Annotated in this window: 17 protein-coding genes; 10 read left to right on the top strand and 7 right to left on the bottom strand. The window is 52.1% G+C overall.

The window, feature by feature from the left end; all coding sequences use genetic code 11:
• Positions 1-185 precede the first annotated feature (185 nt).
• Entirely contained in the window at positions 186-1,574 is a 1,389-nt protein-coding gene (regB, locus tag ACIRQ6_RS16845; RefSeq protein WP_420861769.1) for a sensor histidine kinase RegB, read from the bottom strand.
• 91 nt (positions 1,575-1,665) lie between these two features.
• Here regB and ACIRQ6_RS16840 point away from each other — a divergent pair, with 91 nt between their 5' ends.
• Entirely contained in the window at positions 1,666-2,274 is a 609-nt protein-coding gene (locus tag ACIRQ6_RS16840; RefSeq protein ID WP_420861768.1) for an SCO family protein, read from the top strand.
• Positions 2,275-2,333: 59 nt separating this feature from the next.
• Entirely contained in the window at positions 2,334-2,888 is a 555-nt protein-coding gene (locus ACIRQ6_RS16835; protein WP_420861767.1) for an ActR/PrrA/RegA family redox response regulator transcription factor, read from the top strand.
• A gap of 22 nt (positions 2,889-2,910) precedes the next feature.
• On the opposite strand, the gene ACIRQ6_RS16830 is transcribed toward ACIRQ6_RS16835, so the two are convergent.
• Both ACIRQ6_RS16830 and ACIRQ6_RS16825 read right to left on the bottom strand, forming a co-directional pair.
• Positions 2,911-3,408, bottom strand: a complete 498-nt coding sequence (locus tag ACIRQ6_RS16830) for a GNAT family N-acetyltransferase (protein ID WP_420861766.1) — start codon at positions 3,406-3,408, stop codon at positions 2,911-2,913.
• A gap of 10 nt (positions 3,409-3,418) precedes the next feature.
• Positions 3,419-4,009, bottom strand: a complete 591-nt coding sequence (locus ACIRQ6_RS16825) for an HD domain-containing protein (RefSeq protein WP_420861765.1) — start codon at positions 4,007-4,009, stop codon at positions 3,419-3,421.
• 109 nt (positions 4,010-4,118) lie between these two features.
• Here ACIRQ6_RS16825 and ahcY point away from each other — a divergent pair, with 109 nt between their 5' ends.
• From ahcY to ACIRQ6_RS16805, 4 genes are all read left to right on the top strand, one after another.
• Entirely contained in the window at positions 4,119-5,504 is a 1,386-nt protein-coding gene (gene ahcY, locus ACIRQ6_RS16820; protein ID WP_420861764.1) for an adenosylhomocysteinase, read from the top strand.
• A gap of 9 nt (positions 5,505-5,513) precedes the next feature.
• A complete protein-coding gene (locus tag ACIRQ6_RS16815; protein WP_420861763.1) occupies positions 5,514-6,260 on the top strand; it encodes an extensin family protein in 747 nt (248 codons plus the stop codon).
• Between the two features lie 122 nt (positions 6,261-6,382).
• Complete coding sequence (locus tag ACIRQ6_RS16810; RefSeq protein ID WP_420861762.1) at positions 6,383-6,724, top strand: DUF2853 family protein; 342 nt, start codon at positions 6,383-6,385, stop codon at positions 6,722-6,724.
• 319 nt (positions 6,725-7,043) lie between these two features.
• On the top strand, positions 7,044-7,529 hold the full coding sequence (locus ACIRQ6_RS16805) for a DM13 domain-containing protein (RefSeq protein ID WP_420861761.1): 486 nt from the start codon (positions 7,044-7,046) through the stop codon (positions 7,527-7,529).
• Here ACIRQ6_RS16805 and ACIRQ6_RS16800 read toward each other — a convergent pair.
• From ACIRQ6_RS16800 to tsaD, 4 genes are read right to left on the bottom strand one after another with little or no spacing between them, the layout of a single operon-like run.
• Positions 7,526-7,939 carry an EVE domain-containing protein gene (locus ACIRQ6_RS16800; RefSeq protein ID WP_420861760.1) on the bottom strand — a complete coding sequence of 138 codons (414 nt, stop codon included), beginning with the start codon at positions 7,937-7,939 and terminating at the stop codon, positions 7,526-7,528. The genes ACIRQ6_RS16805 and ACIRQ6_RS16800 overlap by 4 nt on opposite strands.
• Entirely contained in the window at positions 7,939-8,211 is a 273-nt protein-coding gene (locus ACIRQ6_RS16795; RefSeq protein WP_420861759.1) for a YciI family protein, read from the bottom strand. The genes ACIRQ6_RS16800 and ACIRQ6_RS16795 overlap by 1 nt, the downstream gene beginning before the upstream one ends.
• Before the next feature lie 4 nt (positions 8,212-8,215).
• Positions 8,216-9,178: an NAD(P)H-dependent glycerol-3-phosphate dehydrogenase gene (locus ACIRQ6_RS16790; RefSeq protein WP_420861758.1), complete on the bottom strand. Its 963-nt coding sequence runs from the start codon at positions 9,176-9,178 to the stop codon at positions 8,216-8,218.
• Positions 9,175-10,269 carry a tRNA (adenosine(37)-N6)-threonylcarbamoyltransferase complex transferase subunit TsaD gene (gene tsaD, locus ACIRQ6_RS16785; RefSeq protein WP_420861757.1) on the bottom strand — a complete coding sequence of 365 codons (1,095 nt, stop codon included), beginning with the start codon at positions 10,267-10,269 and terminating at the stop codon, positions 9,175-9,177. The genes ACIRQ6_RS16790 and tsaD overlap by 4 nt, the downstream gene beginning before the upstream one ends.
• A gap of 93 nt (positions 10,270-10,362) precedes the next feature.
• Between tsaD and ACIRQ6_RS16780 the strand changes: the two genes are divergently transcribed.
• The 4 genes from ACIRQ6_RS16780 to ACIRQ6_RS16765 all read left to right on the top strand — a co-directional run bounded on the left by ACIRQ6_RS16780 (position 10,363) and on the right by ACIRQ6_RS16765 (position 15,583).
• Complete coding sequence (locus tag ACIRQ6_RS16780; protein ID WP_420861756.1) at positions 10,363-11,052, top strand: uroporphyrinogen-III synthase; 690 nt, start codon at positions 10,363-10,365, stop codon at positions 11,050-11,052.
• Positions 11,053-11,124: 72 nt separating this feature from the next.
• Positions 11,125-12,348, top strand: a complete 1,224-nt coding sequence (locus tag ACIRQ6_RS16775; protein ID WP_420861755.1) for a COG4223 family protein — start codon at positions 11,125-11,127, stop codon at positions 12,346-12,348.
• A 12-nt stretch (positions 12,349-12,360) separates the two neighbouring features.
• The gene (locus tag ACIRQ6_RS16770) at positions 12,361-13,845 is read left to right on the top strand and encodes a heme biosynthesis protein HemY (protein ID WP_420861754.1); all 1,485 of its coding nucleotides are present in this window, start codon (positions 12,361-12,363) and stop codon (positions 13,843-13,845) included.
• A gap of 121 nt (positions 13,846-13,966) precedes the next feature.
• Complete coding sequence (locus ACIRQ6_RS16765; protein ID WP_420861753.1) at positions 13,967-15,583, top strand: ABC transporter permease; 1,617 nt, start codon at positions 13,967-13,969, stop codon at positions 15,581-15,583.
• The last annotated feature ends 16 nt before the right edge of the window (positions 15,584-15,599 follow it).

The raw sequence follows: 15,599 nt of genomic DNA, 5'->3' as shown, positions 1-15,599 counted from the left end.
GTAACCAATGAGAAAGGCCATAAACAGTACAAAACACTGTCCCAACTGAGACAGCCCCAATCCAGAAAAAAGATAAGATAGATACGTCTAACGCCATCCGACAACCATAGAAGTTACTTCGATCAGGGTATCTATGGCTTCAGAAAGTTAATTCGGCGTTAAAGTCTTTAAACCAATACTAAATTTTATATTTCAAATTTTTGGTTCAAGCCCAATGCACCGCCGGTTTGATCGGCCTTGCTGGTGATGCGATGCAGGGGCCAAATGACCTCGACCACTGCACCCGTTTGTTCGGGCAGAGTTGCACCGGATCCAGCATTCACAAAAGTAATCTCTGCGCCGGAACGTTCCAATAGCGTCTTGGCGATAAATAGCCCCAAACCCATGCCTTCGTAACCGGGACGCTCGGTACTGGATTTTTTGGCGGCACCCGACGATTTGATAAACGGATCGCCCAATCGCCCCAACATCCATGGTGCAAACCCTTTACCATCGTCAACGATACGAAGACGTAGAACACTATCGGTCCAACCGGTTTCTATCCAAACTTTCGAACCAGCAAAATCAACGGCATTTTGAACAAGGTTTCGAACCCCATGAATAATCTCCGGTTTGCGTAAAATCGACGGCTGAAGCGTTGGATCAAGATCACTCGGTGCAATTGACATAATCAATTGTTTCCCGCGCTCCATATGCGGTTCGGCCGCCTCGTCGATCACAGCTGTGACGGGCGCAGATCGTAGATGCAAATCGTCTTTTCCAGCACGCCCCATAGATTGCAATATTTCGCGGCATCGATCCGCCTGCTCGCGGATGAGGCTGGCATCTTCGTGCTCTTCACTGTCGGGCGGCAATTCGTCCATCAATTCAGAACTGACCAAAGTAATCGTTGCCAAAGGTGTGCCCAATTCATGGGCAGCTGCGGCCACTACACCACCTAAATCGGTCAGCTTTTGCTCGCGCGACAACGCCATTTGAGTAGCAAGTAACGCGTCAGACATAGCGTGCATCTCGCTGCTAACACGGCGGGCGTAGACGGCCAGAAAAACCAGCCCGATAACCATAGCCATCCAGAACCCAAACACAAAGAGTTGGGGCAGCCGCAAGATAAACCCGACATCAGTTCGGAGCGGCACATAAAGTAGCGCAAGAAGAGTGATCAAGACCAAAGAAAGCGCGCCCAAAAACAGTGTAGATCGTAGCTGAAGCGCAGTCGCCGCAACGGTCGCTGGAGCCAACAACAGAAGCGCAAACGGGTTGTGCAATCCGCCTGTCAGAAACAATAAAAACCCAAGCTGAAGGATATCAAAGGATATCATCACCACGGCCTCAGATTCAGTCAGGCGCTTATTTTCAGGATAGACAAAAATGGAAAAGAAATTGGCGATAATAGACGCTGAGATTGCGGCGAAACACAGGCCCAATTCCAGTTGTAAATCGTAAACCAAAATGGCCACGTTGATCGCGACAACCTGACCGGCGATCGCGACCCAACGCAACAAGATCAGCGTGCGCAGCCGTATCCAGTCAGCGCGTGCACCCGTGTTGATAAGGCCGGTTTCGATATCACTCATACGTGATGGGATCCTTGCTGCGTCAGAGTGGTCAATTGTGTTTTGATCATGCAGAAGTTTACCTAATCTGGCCAGCATCAAAGGGATGTCCATGTCTAAAACGATCGCAATTGTCGCAAGTGCCACCGTCGGTCTTTTGATCATTGGTGGCGTTGTTGCGACCACGGTTATGGCCCCCGCAGACCGGTTTGAGGCCTGCCGGACAACCCGTACAGCCGGCACTGTCGGCGGCCCCTTTACCTTGGTGAATGCTGCTGGGGAAACGGTCACAGATGCACAGGTGATCACCAAACCTTCGCTGATCTACTTTGGCTACACGTTTTGCCCTGATGTGTGCCCCTTGGATGTTGCGCGCAATGTCGAAGCTGTGGATATTCTGGCCGAGCAGGGCCTGGAGGTGCAGCCTGTCTTTATCTCGATAGACCCCGAGCGTGACACGCCCGAGGTCGTTGGCGATTTTGCGGCGAATATGCACCCGCAGATGGTTGGACTGACGGGCTCACCAGAGCAAGTCAAAGCTGCGTCGCAGGCCTACAAAACCTTTTATCAAAAGCAGGATGGCGACCCAGACTATTACTTGGTTAATCATTCAACCTCTAGCTATCTGGTTTTTCCAGACGACGGTTTTGTTCAGTTTTTCAGTCGTGCTTTGCGGCCCGATCAAATGGCCGAACAATTAGAATGTTTCCTGCAGGTTTGACCTAGGCCTCCGGCCTGCTATGATTCTTCCTTAGAAATTATGGCGTTGGGGAAGAGGTCATGTCAGACACACAAGACTTGGACATTGGGGAAGACAACACGCTTCTTTTGGTCGACGATGATGAACCGTTTTTGCGGCGTCTGGCCCGAGCAATGGAAAAACGCGGGTTTAAGCCAGAGACGGCAGAAACCGTTGCTGCGGGCAAGGCCATCGCTACAGCGCGTCCGGCGGCCTATGCTGTAGTTGATCTTCGTCTAGGCGATGGAAATGGTTTGGATGTGGTCGAGGTTCTGCGCGAGCGCCGCCCTGACAGTCGCATTGTCGTTCTGACAGGGTATGGAGCCATTGCAACAGCTGTTGCGGCGGTAAAAATTGGTGCTACTGATTATCTATCAAAGCCAGCTGATGCCAAAGATATTACCAATGCGCTGCTTGCCACTGGTGACGATCTACCGCCTCCCCCAGAAAACCCCATGTCTGCGGATCGGGTGCGTTGGGAACATATTCAGCGGGTGTATGAATTGTGTGATCGGAACGTATCCGAAACCGCGCGGCGCCTGAATATGCACCGTCGAACGTTGCAACGGATACTGGCAAAGCGCAGCCCTAAATAGGGGCTAATTTCCGCAAGCCAGACTAGCGATATAAATCAAATCGTTTTAGCTTTTTGGTGACAGTCTGACCGCTTGCGAGTTTAACATTGTCCTTAATTGCGTAATCTACAAATCCGCGACTTTGATAATAGATCAATCCGCCCTCATTATCATCGCGGATATTGGCGTTGATCCACCGATAGCCCAGCGCCTTTGCCCCTGTTTTGGTGGCCTCAAACAAAGCTGATCCAATGCCAAGGCCAGTTCGCCCGATCTGAACGAAAGTGGCGATATCGCAGGCCTCATCGGGAAGCCCTTCTTTTGGGCAAATCCATTGAAAGCCAACGACGGTTTCAGCGTCATCTACTGCTACGTGCCAAACAGATTGTTCTGCGTCTTCGGCCATCCATTCGATCATATCATCGCCGGTGACGGGCCGTGTAAGCGCAGTGGTCCCCCCTTGTTCTATAATCTGGTTCAAAAGGCGTGCCATCGATTTTGAATCCAAGGGCACCGGTTTGCGTACAAAGATTTTTGACATCAAATAGACCCTAACACTGCGCAATCAGCGCGTTATGGCGGGCAGTAAAGTCACCACGGACCAAGACAGGCGGGCGCAAAGTGATTTGCAGATTCTCGAGCATGGCTGGGTCAGGTGCACCAAAAAATTTGTCGGCCTCGGCGCGCGTAAATCCTGCTATGTGCACCGCTTCCATCCACGCACTAATTTTGTCTGCCTTCTTGATTTGCTTCTTGATCGCAAGCGGAAGAACGGCAGGAAGGCCAAAGCGGATATGGATCGCAGCAGTCAATCTCTGATCAAGTTCTTCGTATCCGGGACCAACTGCCGCCTTCACAGGACTGATCATATCGCCAATTACGTATTCTGGGGCATCATGCAGCAACGCGGCCAACTGCCACTTAGCGTCCGCGCTAGGGGAAATAGCCGTAAACAAGGTTTCCACCAGCAAAGAATGTTCAGCAACAGAATACGCATAATCCCCTATGGTTTGCCCATTCCAACGCGCCACAAAGGCAAGGCCATGGGCGATGTCCTCGATTTCGATATCCATTGGGGTTGGATCCAGCAAGTCCAGTCGTCTGCCAGACAGCATGCGTTGCCATGCGCGCGGTTGTTTCATCTTCACCTCATGTTCAGCCATGCTACCTTATGTCTGCTGCAATCCCATTGTCGAGACAGGGGCGCAGTGCTATCTGCCCCTCAACACAATTTTCCAAGGAGAGCCGCACATGGCCGAAGATTACATCGTCAAAGACATCGCGCTGGCCGAATTTGGTCGCAAGGAATTGGACATCGCCGAAACAGAAATGCCAGGCCTTATGTCCCTGCGTGAAGAATATGGCGAGAGCAAACCGTTGAAAGGTGCACGCATCGTAGGCTCACTGCACATGACGATCCAAACAGCGGTTCTGATCGAGACGCTTGTTGATCTGGGTGCCGATGTGCGCTGGGCGTCGTGCAACATCTTCTCGACTCAAGATCACGCTGCGGCGGCGATTGCTGCTGGCGGCACACCAGTGTTTGCGATCAAAGGCCAGTCATTGGAAGAACATTGGGACTACCTTGATCTGTCGTTCCAGTTTCCAGAAGGCCCGAACCTGATTTTGGATGATGGTGGCGACGCCACACTTTACATCCTTCTTGGTGCCCGCATCGAAGCTGGTGAAGAGTTCGGCGTGCCGACCTCCGAAGAAGAGGAAGCCATTCAAGCCCAAATCAAAAAACGCATGGCCGCCAGCCCCGGTTGGTTCACCAAAATGCGCGATCAAATCAAAGGTGTTTCCGAGGAAACAACAACTGGCGTTCACCGCCTCTATGAACTGGTCCGCGATGGTCAACTGCCGTTCCCTGCGATTAACGTCAACGACAGTGTGACCAAGTCGAAATTCGACAACAAATACGGTTGTAAAGAAAGCCTCGTTGACGGCATCCGCCGCGCCACTGATACAATGATGGCTGGTAAAGTTGCAGTTGTTATGGGCTATGGTGATGTGGGCAAAGGATCGGCTGCATCCTTGCGAGGTGCCGGTGCACGGGTGAAGGTCACTGAAGTCGATCCAATTTGTGCACTGCAAGCTGCGATGGACGGGTTCGAGGTCGTCATACTAGAAGATGTTGTTTCCGAGGCTGACATCTTTATCACCACAACTGGAAACAAGGACGTGATCCGCATCGAACACATGCGCGAAATGAAGGACATGGCGATTGTTGGCAACATTGGCCACTTTGACAATGAAATCCAAGTAGCCTCCTTGAAGAACCATAAATGGACCAACATCAAAGAACAGGTCGACATGATCGAAATGCCATCAGGCAGCCGTTTGATCCTGTTGTCTGAAGGGCGTTTGTTGAACCTTGGGAATGCCACAGGCCATCCATCCTTTGTAATGTCAGCCTCCTTTACCAATCAGGTTTTGGCGCAGATGGAACTTTGGACCAATACTGATGCGTATAAAAACGAAGTCTACATTCTGCCCAAACATCTAGATGAGAAAGTAGCGCGTCTGCATTTGGCCCGGATCGGCGTTAAGCTGACTGAGCTTAAGAAAGATCAAGCTGACTATATTGGTGTGACGGTCGAGGGTCCGTTCAAGCCCGAGCATTACCGCTACTAAAGCGCGCTGATGCAAGACAAAAGAAACGGGCATTCGATCTTTGGTCGGGTGCTCCACGTCGTTTGGACCTTGGTCGTATTTTGCGGCTTTGCCTATGGCGGGTTCTATCTGCTGAACGATCCTAAGTCGCCATTGCCAGATGCGTGGAATCCAACCAAACCCCTTAACATCTCTGATCCTGTCACACCGTGGACAGCATTCAAACTGAACCGTGCGCTGGCAAGTGACGCAAGTTGCATTGCAACGCTTGGGACTGGTCCGGTTCAAGCACGCGTTCTCCCGGATCGGATCGACAATGCGCAGTGTCATATCAAAGGCCGTGTTGCGCTTAGCGGAATTGACAGTGTTCGAATTTCACCTGTTGAAACCCGATGTGCCATTGCTTTGCGCACGGCTATGTGGACATTGCATGACCTTCAGCCCAAAGCCCAAGAAATCTATGGGCTGCCTTTGGGTCAGATCGAACATTTCTCAAGTTACAATTGTCGTGAAATTCGCACTCTTTCGGGTTCGACTGGGCGGATGAGTTCGCATGCTACGGCTAACGCCTTGGACGTGTCAGGTTTTCGGCTCACTGGTGGACCCCAGATCAGTTTGCAGAATGGATGGAACGGTTCGGATCAGGATCAGGCGTTTTTACGCGCTGCGCGCGACAGTGCCTGCCGTTGGTTCACGATGGTTTTGGGTCCCGATTACAACCAATTGCACGCAGATCATTTTCATATTCAGTCGGCGGGGGGTAGCCTGTGCCGTTAATGCGGGGAGGATATGCGGAATATTCCCTTGGAATTTACACTGATCTGCCATTAGAATCTCCCCCAAGCCGCCCGTGTATAGTGCAGAGTTCGCGGCCAAACCAAAATGGTGGGAGAATCCCGATGGGAAAAAGAGACGACCTAATCGCGCAGTATGCCGATGATCTGAAAAACAAATGCGGCATGACGCCTGACATGGATCTGTTAACAAAGGTTACGATCGGTTGCGGTCCTGCGATCTATAATGCTGACGCATCGACTGTTGCAGGAAGCCAGCCAAGCGAACTGGAAACGGTCAAAGAGAACTTCCTGATGAAGAAACTGGGCCTCTCTGATAGCCCTGCTTTGATGGAAGCTATTGATTCAGTTATCGAAACCTATGGTCGCTCTGAGCGGAACAAGTACCGCGCTGTGATTTACTACATGCTGACCAAGCACTTTGGTAAAGAAAGCGTTTACGGTTAATTTAACCGGATACATTAGTTAACGCGCAGCGAACGGGCTGCGCGTTTTCCTTTTAAATCACTGATATAGTTAAGGTTATTCCTATTTCGCGTTTGCAGAAAATGCCAATTTATGGAATACCTGACGGTGCTAGCCAGTATGGCCAAGCCCAAATTTTGCATTTCATTTCGTGCGTGGGAGCACTGGGGTGATGTTATGGGGTCTTGGCTTTTTGGCTGAGACCCCTTTTTCATGATATCTGATTAGTCCATCAAGGTATCGATGGTCTGACCCTGGAATATGTGGCAATCTTTGCCCCATCGTACTTAGGGGGGACAATATGATCCGATTTCTCAAAATAGCCTTGCCGGTCTTCATTTTAGGCTTTGTTGCTGGGAACGCCTTTTGGTATCTGGCGTCGCCCCTATGGATCGACAACGAAGTATCCGAGGCTCTGCCAGCTGAATTGATGCTGACGAAAGCTGCCGAAGGCACGTTCACTGATGCAGATAGTGTCCACAAGGGACAAGGTATGGCATCTGTTCTGGTATCGGCCGCAGGCACTCAACTGCTACGTTTGACAGATTTCGAAGTCACCAACGGCCCGGATCTAGAGGTTTGGCTGGTTACAGAGCCATCGCCGGAAACATCCGCTGACGTCAAAGCCAGCACATGGGTTTCATTAGGTCGATTGAAAGGCAATAAGGGCGATCAAACCTATGTCATTCCAGAGGATGTCACTGCGTCAGACTATGGGTCAGTGGTTATCTGGTGTGAGCAGTTCGGTGTACTTTTTTCACCCGCAACTTTAGCGCCGACAACCTAGATACCGCCCAGCGCACAAACGATTTCCCATTCCTCTGGGGTAACGGGCTGCACTGACAGGCGCGAATTATTGACCAAGACCATGCTTTCAAGGCCTTCGGTTTCTTTGCACATCTGTAGTGTCACGGGTGTGACCAAAGGTTTGATCGCTTTGATATCAACACAATCCCAACGGTCGTCTGTTGTTGTGCTGTCGGGATGCGCAGTGGCGCAAACTTCAACAAGGCCAACGACGGCTTTTTCCTTTTGGGAATGATAGAAAAATCCTTTGTCACCTAACGCCATCTGACGCATGAAATTGCGCGCCTGATAGTTGCGAACGCCATCCCATTCCTCGCCAACGTCCCCCTTGGCGACTTGGTCCTGCCATGACCAAACGTTAGGCTCAGATTTGAACAACCAGTAGGTCATTAGCCAATCACCCGATTCCAAGGGATTAACTCAACTGAAGCAAAAAGGTCAGCGTGTTTGTAGGGGTCGTTGTCTGCAAAAACCTGTGCGGCTGCGACGTCTTCCACATCAAGGATAATCAGCGATCCGATCATTTGGCCAATATCATCCATTAATGGCCCTGCCTGTTCTACACAGGCATTGGATTTCAAATAGGCCACATGGGCGTCGCGGGTGGCCATACGAATGTGTATCGCATCAGGTTTATCTTTGGCGATCAAGGCAACTTTCATTTGATTACTCCTGTGTGAGTGGCCGCGACAGGAGCGCCACTGTTGCTTGCTGTAATGTGATATCCCCGTCCATTAGGGCGCACAGGGTTTGGGCGATAGGCATATCAATATTCTTAGAGGCGGCGATAGCTTTTACCGCATACGCCGTCGATCTACCTTCAACCGTTTCGGTCGAAGTCCATTCTGTTCCTGCGCCCATCGCATACCCAAACCGGTAATTGCGAGATTTATCACAGGTACATGTCAGGGTCATATCACCAAAACCAGATAATCCAGACAAGGTTTCAGGCCGGGCACCCATGGCATCTGCAAATCTTTGAGTTTCGGCAAATCCGCGCGTTATCAAAGCAGCCCGGGCACTGTCGCCCAAACCAGCCCCCATGATTGCACCACATCCTATGGCAATCACGTTCTTGAGGGCGCCTCCCAACTGTGCCCCTTGCACGTCATCGGTTGTGTAAAGACGTAAGTTGGACGTGGATAAAGCGCGCTGTACTTCCAGCACTAAATCGCTGTCATCCATGGCCAGTGTCAGTGCGGTTGGCAGTCCTTTGGCGATATCAATCGCGAAACTAGGGCCCGTCAAAATGCCAGCAGAGGCAGTTGGAAGGATTGAGTGTATTACATCAACCGGTCCTTTTCCGGTTGCCAGATCTACACCCTTGCAACAGGCGATCAGGATTTTTCCTGCAAGCTTGTTTGCATTATTTTGAACAAAGGCCGCCAATTGTTGGGTCGGAAGGCATAGAAGCAAAACGTCAGCTTGAAGGCCATGCACAAGGGAGTGTGTGCAAGTGACGTTTGGGTGCAGGACAACCCCCGGCAAACGCCTTGCGTTTTCGCGTTCGCTCTGCATGGTTTCGATCAATTGCGCGTCGCGGCCCCAAAGGCTGATCGGGTTTTGCGTAGCCAAAGCATTGGCCAAGCCAGTACCAAAAGCCCCTGCGCCGATGATACCAATATTCATGCTTTGGCTCCTTTTTTGCCAGACCCCAAAAGCGGTGCGCTGATCGTATCTAGAGGCCAACGAGGGCGCGCTGAAACGGTCATTTCAGCTGTTTGGTCATGTTGAAATTGTGCGTATCCAGCATAGGCGATCATGGCCGCATTGTCGGTACATAATGAAAGCGGTGGGGCAATAAACCTGACATTCATCTCGGCTGAAATAGACTCTAACTTGGCGCGAATTTGCGTATTTGCGGCCACTCCGCCAGCCACAGCAAGAACAGGCTGCGACGGGTCTAAGTCGAGATAAGTGACAAGAGCACGGCGGGATTTTTCGGCCAACACGTCCGTCACCGCAGTTTGGAAGGCACAACACAGATCTGCACGATGCTGTTCAGGCAATCCACCATGCTGGGTTACGACGGCATCACGCGCTCTGAGAACTGCAGTCTTGAGACCAGAAAAGGACATATCGCACCCCGGACGATCCAGCAAAGGCCTAGGAAGTTGGAAAGCCGCGGCGCTTCCTTTTTCAGCAAGAGCCTGAACAGATGGCCCACCGGGTTGTGGCAGACCCAAGAGTTTTGCAACCTTATCGAAGGCCTCACCGGGTGCATCGTCAATCGTTCCGCCCAAACGGGTAAAGTCATCATGGGCGTGCACGACCAAGAATTGGCAGTGACCTCCAGAAACCAACAGCATCAAATAAGGGTATGCGATCTGATCGGTCAGCCGTGGCGTCAGAGCGTGGCCCGCCAGATGGTTCACGGCAATCAGTGGTTTGCCCAATGCACTCGCCAATGCTTTGGCAGACATCAATCCCGATAACACACCACCAATCAATCCAGGGCCAGCTGTGGCGGCAATAGCGTCTATTTCGGTCAACGAAAGACTGGCTTGATCAAGCGCGTCTTCGATACAGTGGTCGACGCGTTCAACATGAGCGCGCGCTGCGATTTCCGGAACGACCCCGCCGTAGTCCTTGTGTAGGCCAGTTTGCCCCACAACAACCGAAGACAACACAATTGGTCCAGTATCTGTGACGCGCAAAATTGCTGCTGCAGTGTCATCACAGCTGCTTTCGATACCAAGGATATGTGTGGCTTTTTGCATCGGGACCATTGCTTGCCAGTAATTGGGGATGGGGGTAGCATCTGGTTGCAGGACAAACAATGGCGGCCCTTTTTGCCCATACCCAACAAACCTTTGGTTTTTTTGACTCGCCCGGCCGAGGACGCTGCCCGCTTTTTGGATATGTTGGACGGAGATTTCGATGCACAGGTTTCCCCTGTTTTTACCGTTCGCTTTCACGAAAACAAATTGGACTTCACCCCGGACGAAGCGTTAATTTTTACCTCGACCTACGGGGTTGATGCACTGACGGACGACTTGACAGATCGTGCGGCGTTTTGTGTGGGTCAAAAGACGCTGGATCATGCGATTGCACGAGGATGTAACGCCACCAGAGGGGATGGTGATGCGGATGCTTTGATCAGGCACATTATGAGCCAGACTAAGTTTACCAAATTTGTACACATCAGGGGTCAGCATACCGTTGGCAATATTGCAGGACGTTTGACTGGTCAGGGGTGCCCCACCAGTGAGGTCATCGCCTATGATCAAGTCGAAAATCCGATACCAGAAAATTTGCAAGAAACGATTGAGGGTCGCCCTGGCGTCATTTTCCCCGTCTTTTCTGCGCGCTCTGCCCATATCCTGTGCAAATGGTTAGTAGATTTTACAGTTTCGCCGCGTTTCATCGCGATCAGCCCGACAGTGCAAGCGGTCATATTGCAGTCTGGGCTGGGCCCCGTAACCTTGGCCGAGGCGCCGAATGCGCTGGCTATGGCCAATGCAGTGTCCTTGGAACTTGCGACGTCAAGGGAGGTTGAGTGATAGTCCCAGTCTGTTTAGGCTACCGACTGGGCAGGGTGCGTGCGACGCGACAGATTCGAGAAGGGTGATCAGGTGCAAGACAAGACAGAACAAGATCAAAACGACAAAGCGCCGACGGAAGAGAGCGTTGCAGACGCAAAGTCAACTGAAGTATCGCCCGATGACACAAAAGGCCCCGATGATACCCAAGTGATTGTCGAAGATGCCGAGATCATGGAGGCCTCACAGGATAAAGACGCTGAGGTCGGAACGGGCGAAGCAGATACGGTTGAACCTGAGACAGTAGAGCCCAAAGATACCTCACCTGAACCTGTAGTGGCTGCCCCGGTGCAGCAAACAATCGTCAAAAAAGCTGGCTTTGCACCGTTGTTTTTGGGTGGTTTGGTCGCTGGGGTCATTGGGTACGGTGCCGCCTACTTTGGCTATGCCAATATCAACGACGGCGTTGAGGCTGCGCAACGTGAACAGCAGCGTGCTTTGCAGGCGGTGGGCGATGATGTGACAGCTATCCAAGCAGATGTCGCGGCTGCCTTGACTTCGCAAGATTTAGACGCGGGCCTTAGTGGTTTGGAAACACAACTAACTCAAATGGCCGCAAGCCTTGAAGCACTGGATGGGCGCGTGGCTGCCTTGGAAAGCCTGCCCGCGGCCAGCGGTGAGGGGGCTTCGGTGTCGATGTTGGCCCTGGAATCTGAAATGCAGGCGCTGCGCGACCTTGTCCAAGATCAAAAGACTGATCTTCAAGCTGCTGCTCAGGATGCAGCTGCTATTGAAGACGCGGCACGTAATGCAGCCCGTTTGGAAACCGCGCGCGCGGCGATGGGCCAACTCAAAATCGCAGCCGAAACAGGCAAGCCATTTGAGGACGCTTTGGCAGATCTGGCACAAAATACAGACGCTGAAATCCCTGTCGCTTTATCCGATAGTGCTGCCACTGGGATCCCGCCGCTTGGCGATCTTCAGGAAAGTTTCGCAGACCAAGCGCGTGCTGCGCTAGCTATAGTGCGGGCAGAGGATGCAGATGGGAACGCAACAGGCAGTCGTTTGGCCAATTTCCTGCGGGCGCAAACGGGTGCGCGTTCGGTTGAGCCACGTGAAGGCAATGATGCGGACGCTGTGTTGTCCCGCGTCGAGGCCTCGGTAAAGGCTGGAAACCTGACTGACGCGCTTGCCGAAATAGAAGTACTGCCAGAAGTTGGGCGCGCCGCTTTGTCCGATTGGACAGGATCTGCCACCCGGCGGTTGGAAGCTGTTAATGCATTAAACGCGCTCGATACAGCGCTCGCTACGAATTAAGGACGTTTTGATATGTTGTGGTCGTTGATCAAGATTTTGGTGTTTGTTGTTTTGGTTGCCGCTGCTGCCTTTGGCGCAGGTCAACTTATGGAAATGAACGATGGTATTTTGATCACATTTGGTGGCAACGAATACCAATTGGATGCATTGAAATCAGTGATCGCGATTGTCCTGTTGGTTGCTGCCGTTTGGATCGGTCTCAAACTTTTGGGTCTGTTGATTGCGGTTTTGAAGTTCATCAATGGCGATGAAACGGCCATTTCGCGCTATTTCAGCCGCAACCGTGAACGCAAGGGATTTCAAGCCCTCTCAGAGGGGATGTTGGCCCTTGCATCAGGTGAGGGGCGTCTGGCGATGGCCAAGGCCACAAAGGCCCAGAAATATCTCAACCGTCCCGAACTGACGAACCTGCTGACAGCGCAAGCGGCTGAAATGGCAGGCGACAAACAAAAGGCTGAAACAGTTTACAAACAATTGCTCACAGACGATCGCACGCGATTTGTCGGTGTGCGCGGTATCATGAAGCAAAAGCTGGCAGCGGGTGAAACTGATACCGCTTTGGCGTTGGCCGAGAAAGCATTTGCAATCAAGCCAAAGCATGAGGAAACGCAAGACATCCTGCTCAAGCTGCAGGCTGAAACCGAAGACTGGGCAGGCGCGCGTAAAACACTGAACGCTAAGTTGCAGCACGGCTCATTGCCACGTGATGTGCACAAGCGCCGTGATGCCGTTCTTGCTCTGTCGCAAGCCCGTGAGATCATCGATCAAGACAAGGACATCGAGGCACAAGAGGCAGCGATTGAGGCGAATCGTCTGTCCCCTGATTTAATCCCAGCCGCCGTGATGGCCGCACAGTCCTATATTGCGCAGGATAAAAAGCGCTATGCAGGTCGTGTTTTGAAAAAGGCATGGGATGTGCAACCGCACCCCGAGTTGGCATCCGCCTATGCTGCAATAGAACCTGAGGAAACAGCGCAGGCCCGTATCAAACGGTTCAAAACGTTGACCAAATCGCAACCGGATCATCCTGAAACCAAGATGATGATGGCAGAATTATATATCGCTGCCGAGGATTTTCCGCAGGCGCGCCGTACTGTTGTAGATCTAGTTGAAAGCGAACCAACGGCACGCAATTTGACGATTATGGCTGCGGTAGAGCGCGGGGAAGGGGCCGAGGATGTTGTCGTCCGCGGCTGGCTGACCAAAGCCTTGAACGCGCCGCGTGGTCCGAAATGGGTCTGCCAGAACTGTCAGCATGTCCACGGGACATGGGCGCCAACTTGTTCAAATTGTAAGTCCTTTGACACCCTGTCTTGGGTCAGCCCACCGGAGGCCGAAATCGTTCCAAGTTCGACCCAGATGTTGCCGATGCTTGTCGGTGCCCAAGAAGAGGTGTTGCCCGTCGAAGTAGAAGATGTGGACGCAGGTGACATCGTCGAAAGTGATGCCGTTAGCAGCACGCAGGAAGAGGCGCCCAAGGAGGACGCTGGCAAATAGTCAGCGTCTTTTTTCAGAAGTACCTTACAAAAACACTCGCCAAATCGCTGTTCCCCCGGAACAAGATGCTTTAGAGACTGTACGACTCTGAAGGGACAAGTGTTTGTTTTCTAAGATTGCCATGACCAAAGGTCTCAGTGCGCTGACATTTGTTATCGCAATTATCTGTGTGTTGCCGCATTTTGGCGTTTTGCTGGCGGCATTGACGGGCTCGGCTGAAACGCTGCGCCATTTGTTTGATACTGTTTTGCTAGGTTACACTACGAACACTTTAGTTTTGGTGGTCTTGGTTGTGCTTGGCACTGGGTTGATCGGGACTGGTGCTGGTTGGCTTGTAACGATGACTGAATTCACAGGCAGGCGTTGGTTAGAGGTTGGGCTGGTCTTGCCCTTGGCCTTTCCGGCGTATGTCTTGGCTTATGCGTATACACATATTTTGGATCACCCGGGGATCGTTCAATCTACCCTAAGGGATGTGATGGGCTGGGGTCCGCGTGACTATTGGTTCCCTGAGATACGATCCTTGGGCGGTGCCGCCGTCATGCTGATCCTTGTTCTGTATCCTTATGTGTATCTTTTGGCACGCGCCTCGTTTTCGGGTCACACGGCAAAGACTTTCCTTGCCGCCCGTGCGTTGGGCAAATCCCCTCCTGCTGCGTTCTGGCACGTGTCCTTGCCCATGGCGCGCCCGGCTATTGCTGCAGGCGTCCTGCTGGCTGCGATGGAAACGATCGCTGATTTTGGAACCGTATCCTATTTTTCTGTGCAAACCTTTGCGACAGGCATTTACACAAGCTGGTTTTCCATGGCTGACCGGGCTGCTGCCGCACAACTCTCCCTTGGTCTGCTTATCTTTGCGTTGTTTCTCGCAGGTGTTGAACGGGCAAGTCGCGGCAATGCGCGCTATGATACGGGACGCGATACTCATGGGATGGCTCGTATCGCTCTGAAGGGTCGGCATAACACTCTGGCGTTTATCGCCTGTTTGGGTCCTGTCCTCCTGGGTGTTGTTATCCCAGTTGTAGCGCTTGGCAGTATGGCCCTTCAATCTGAGCAGGATCTGTTCAGCCCACGCTACATGCGTTTCATCCAAAACTCGCTCACATTGGCCAGCGTTGCGGCTCTAATGACTGTGACGGCAGCTGTTATTCTAGGCAGTTTTCGACGTCTTAGCCGAAGCCGTTTTGGGTCAGTGGCCCTCTATACTGGTCGCTTGGGATATGCCGTGCCGGGAGGGGTCATCGCAGTTGGCCTATTGGTGCCCTTTGCAGCGTTTGATAACCAATTAGACTCCATCATGCGGTCCACTTTTGGGATTTCAACTGGATTGCTGTTCACCGGATCAATCTGGGTTTTGATCATTGCCTATATGATCCGCTTTTTGGCAGCAGCTTTAGGAGCCTATGAGGGTGGGATCGTCGCGGTTAATCACAACATCGATGCTGCTGCCCGTGTGCTGGGCCAAAACACATGGGGCGTGGTGCGCCGCATTCATATACCGATTATCAAGCCCAGCCTGTTGACTGCCGTGTTGATCGTCTTTGTTGATGTAATGAAAGAGTTGCCAGCCACTTTGATCATGCGGCCCTTCAATTACGATACACTAGCAGTTCAGGCGTATCGTCTAGCCTCGGACGAGCGTTTGGAAGGGGCAGCCGTTCCCAGCTTGGTCATTGTCGCGATTGGGCTCTTGCCGGTCATTATTTTATGTAGGCAAGTAGGGCGCGGGCGGCGCTGACATTTGCGGGTGCCTT

The sequence above is a fragment of the Algirhabdus cladophorae genome (genome assembly GCF_044772865.1).
GTDB lineage: Bacteria > Pseudomonadota > Alphaproteobacteria > Rhodobacterales > Rhodobacteraceae > Algirhabdus > Algirhabdus cladophorae.
Note: the sequence above shows the minus strand (reverse complement) of the source record. Positions and strands in the feature narration are given on the sequence as shown.

Coding starts and splice junctions, on each gene's coding strand:
- ACIRQ6_RS16805 (WP_420861761.1), top strand. CDS start 7,044: ATGATCCGATTTCTCAAAATAGCCTTGCCGGTCTTCATTTTAGGCTTT.
- ACIRQ6_RS16825 (WP_420861765.1), bottom strand. CDS start 4,009: ATGAAACAACCGCGCGCATGGCAACGCATGCTGTCTGGCAGACGACTG.
- ACIRQ6_RS16765 (WP_420861753.1), top strand. CDS start 13,967: ATGACCAAAGGTCTCAGTGCGCTGACATTTGTTATCGCAATTATCTGT.
- ACIRQ6_RS16795 (WP_420861759.1), bottom strand. CDS start 8,211: ATGAAAGTTGCCTTGATCGCCAAAGATAAACCTGATGCGATACACATT.
- ahcY (WP_420861764.1), top strand. CDS start 4,119: ATGGCCGAAGATTACATCGTCAAAGACATCGCGCTGGCCGAATTTGGT.
- tsaD (WP_420861757.1), bottom strand. CDS start 10,269: ATGCAAAAAGCCACACATATCCTTGGTATCGAAAGCAGCTGTGATGAC.
- ACIRQ6_RS16800 (WP_420861760.1), bottom strand. CDS start 7,939: ATGACCTACTGGTTGTTCAAATCTGAGCCTAACGTTTGGTCATGGCAG.
- ACIRQ6_RS16790 (WP_420861758.1), bottom strand. CDS start 9,178: ATGAATATTGGTATCATCGGCGCAGGGGCTTTTGGTACTGGCTTGGCC.
- ACIRQ6_RS16770 (WP_420861754.1), top strand. CDS start 12,361: ATGTTGTGGTCGTTGATCAAGATTTTGGTGTTTGTTGTTTTGGTTGCC.
- ACIRQ6_RS16815 (WP_420861763.1), top strand. CDS start 5,514: ATGCAAGACAAAAGAAACGGGCATTCGATCTTTGGTCGGGTGCTCCAC.
- regB (WP_420861769.1), bottom strand. CDS start 1,574: ATGAGTGATATCGAAACCGGCCTTATCAACACGGGTGCACGCGCTGAC.
- ACIRQ6_RS16835 (WP_420861767.1), top strand. CDS start 2,334: ATGTCAGACACACAAGACTTGGACATTGGGGAAGACAACACGCTTCTT.
- ACIRQ6_RS16830 (WP_420861766.1), bottom strand. CDS start 3,408: ATGTCAAAAATCTTTGTACGCAAACCGGTGCCCTTGGATTCAAAATCG.
- ACIRQ6_RS16810 (WP_420861762.1), top strand. CDS start 6,383: ATGGGAAAAAGAGACGACCTAATCGCGCAGTATGCCGATGATCTGAAA.
- ACIRQ6_RS16840 (WP_420861768.1), top strand. CDS start 1,666: ATGTCTAAAACGATCGCAATTGTCGCAAGTGCCACCGTCGGTCTTTTG.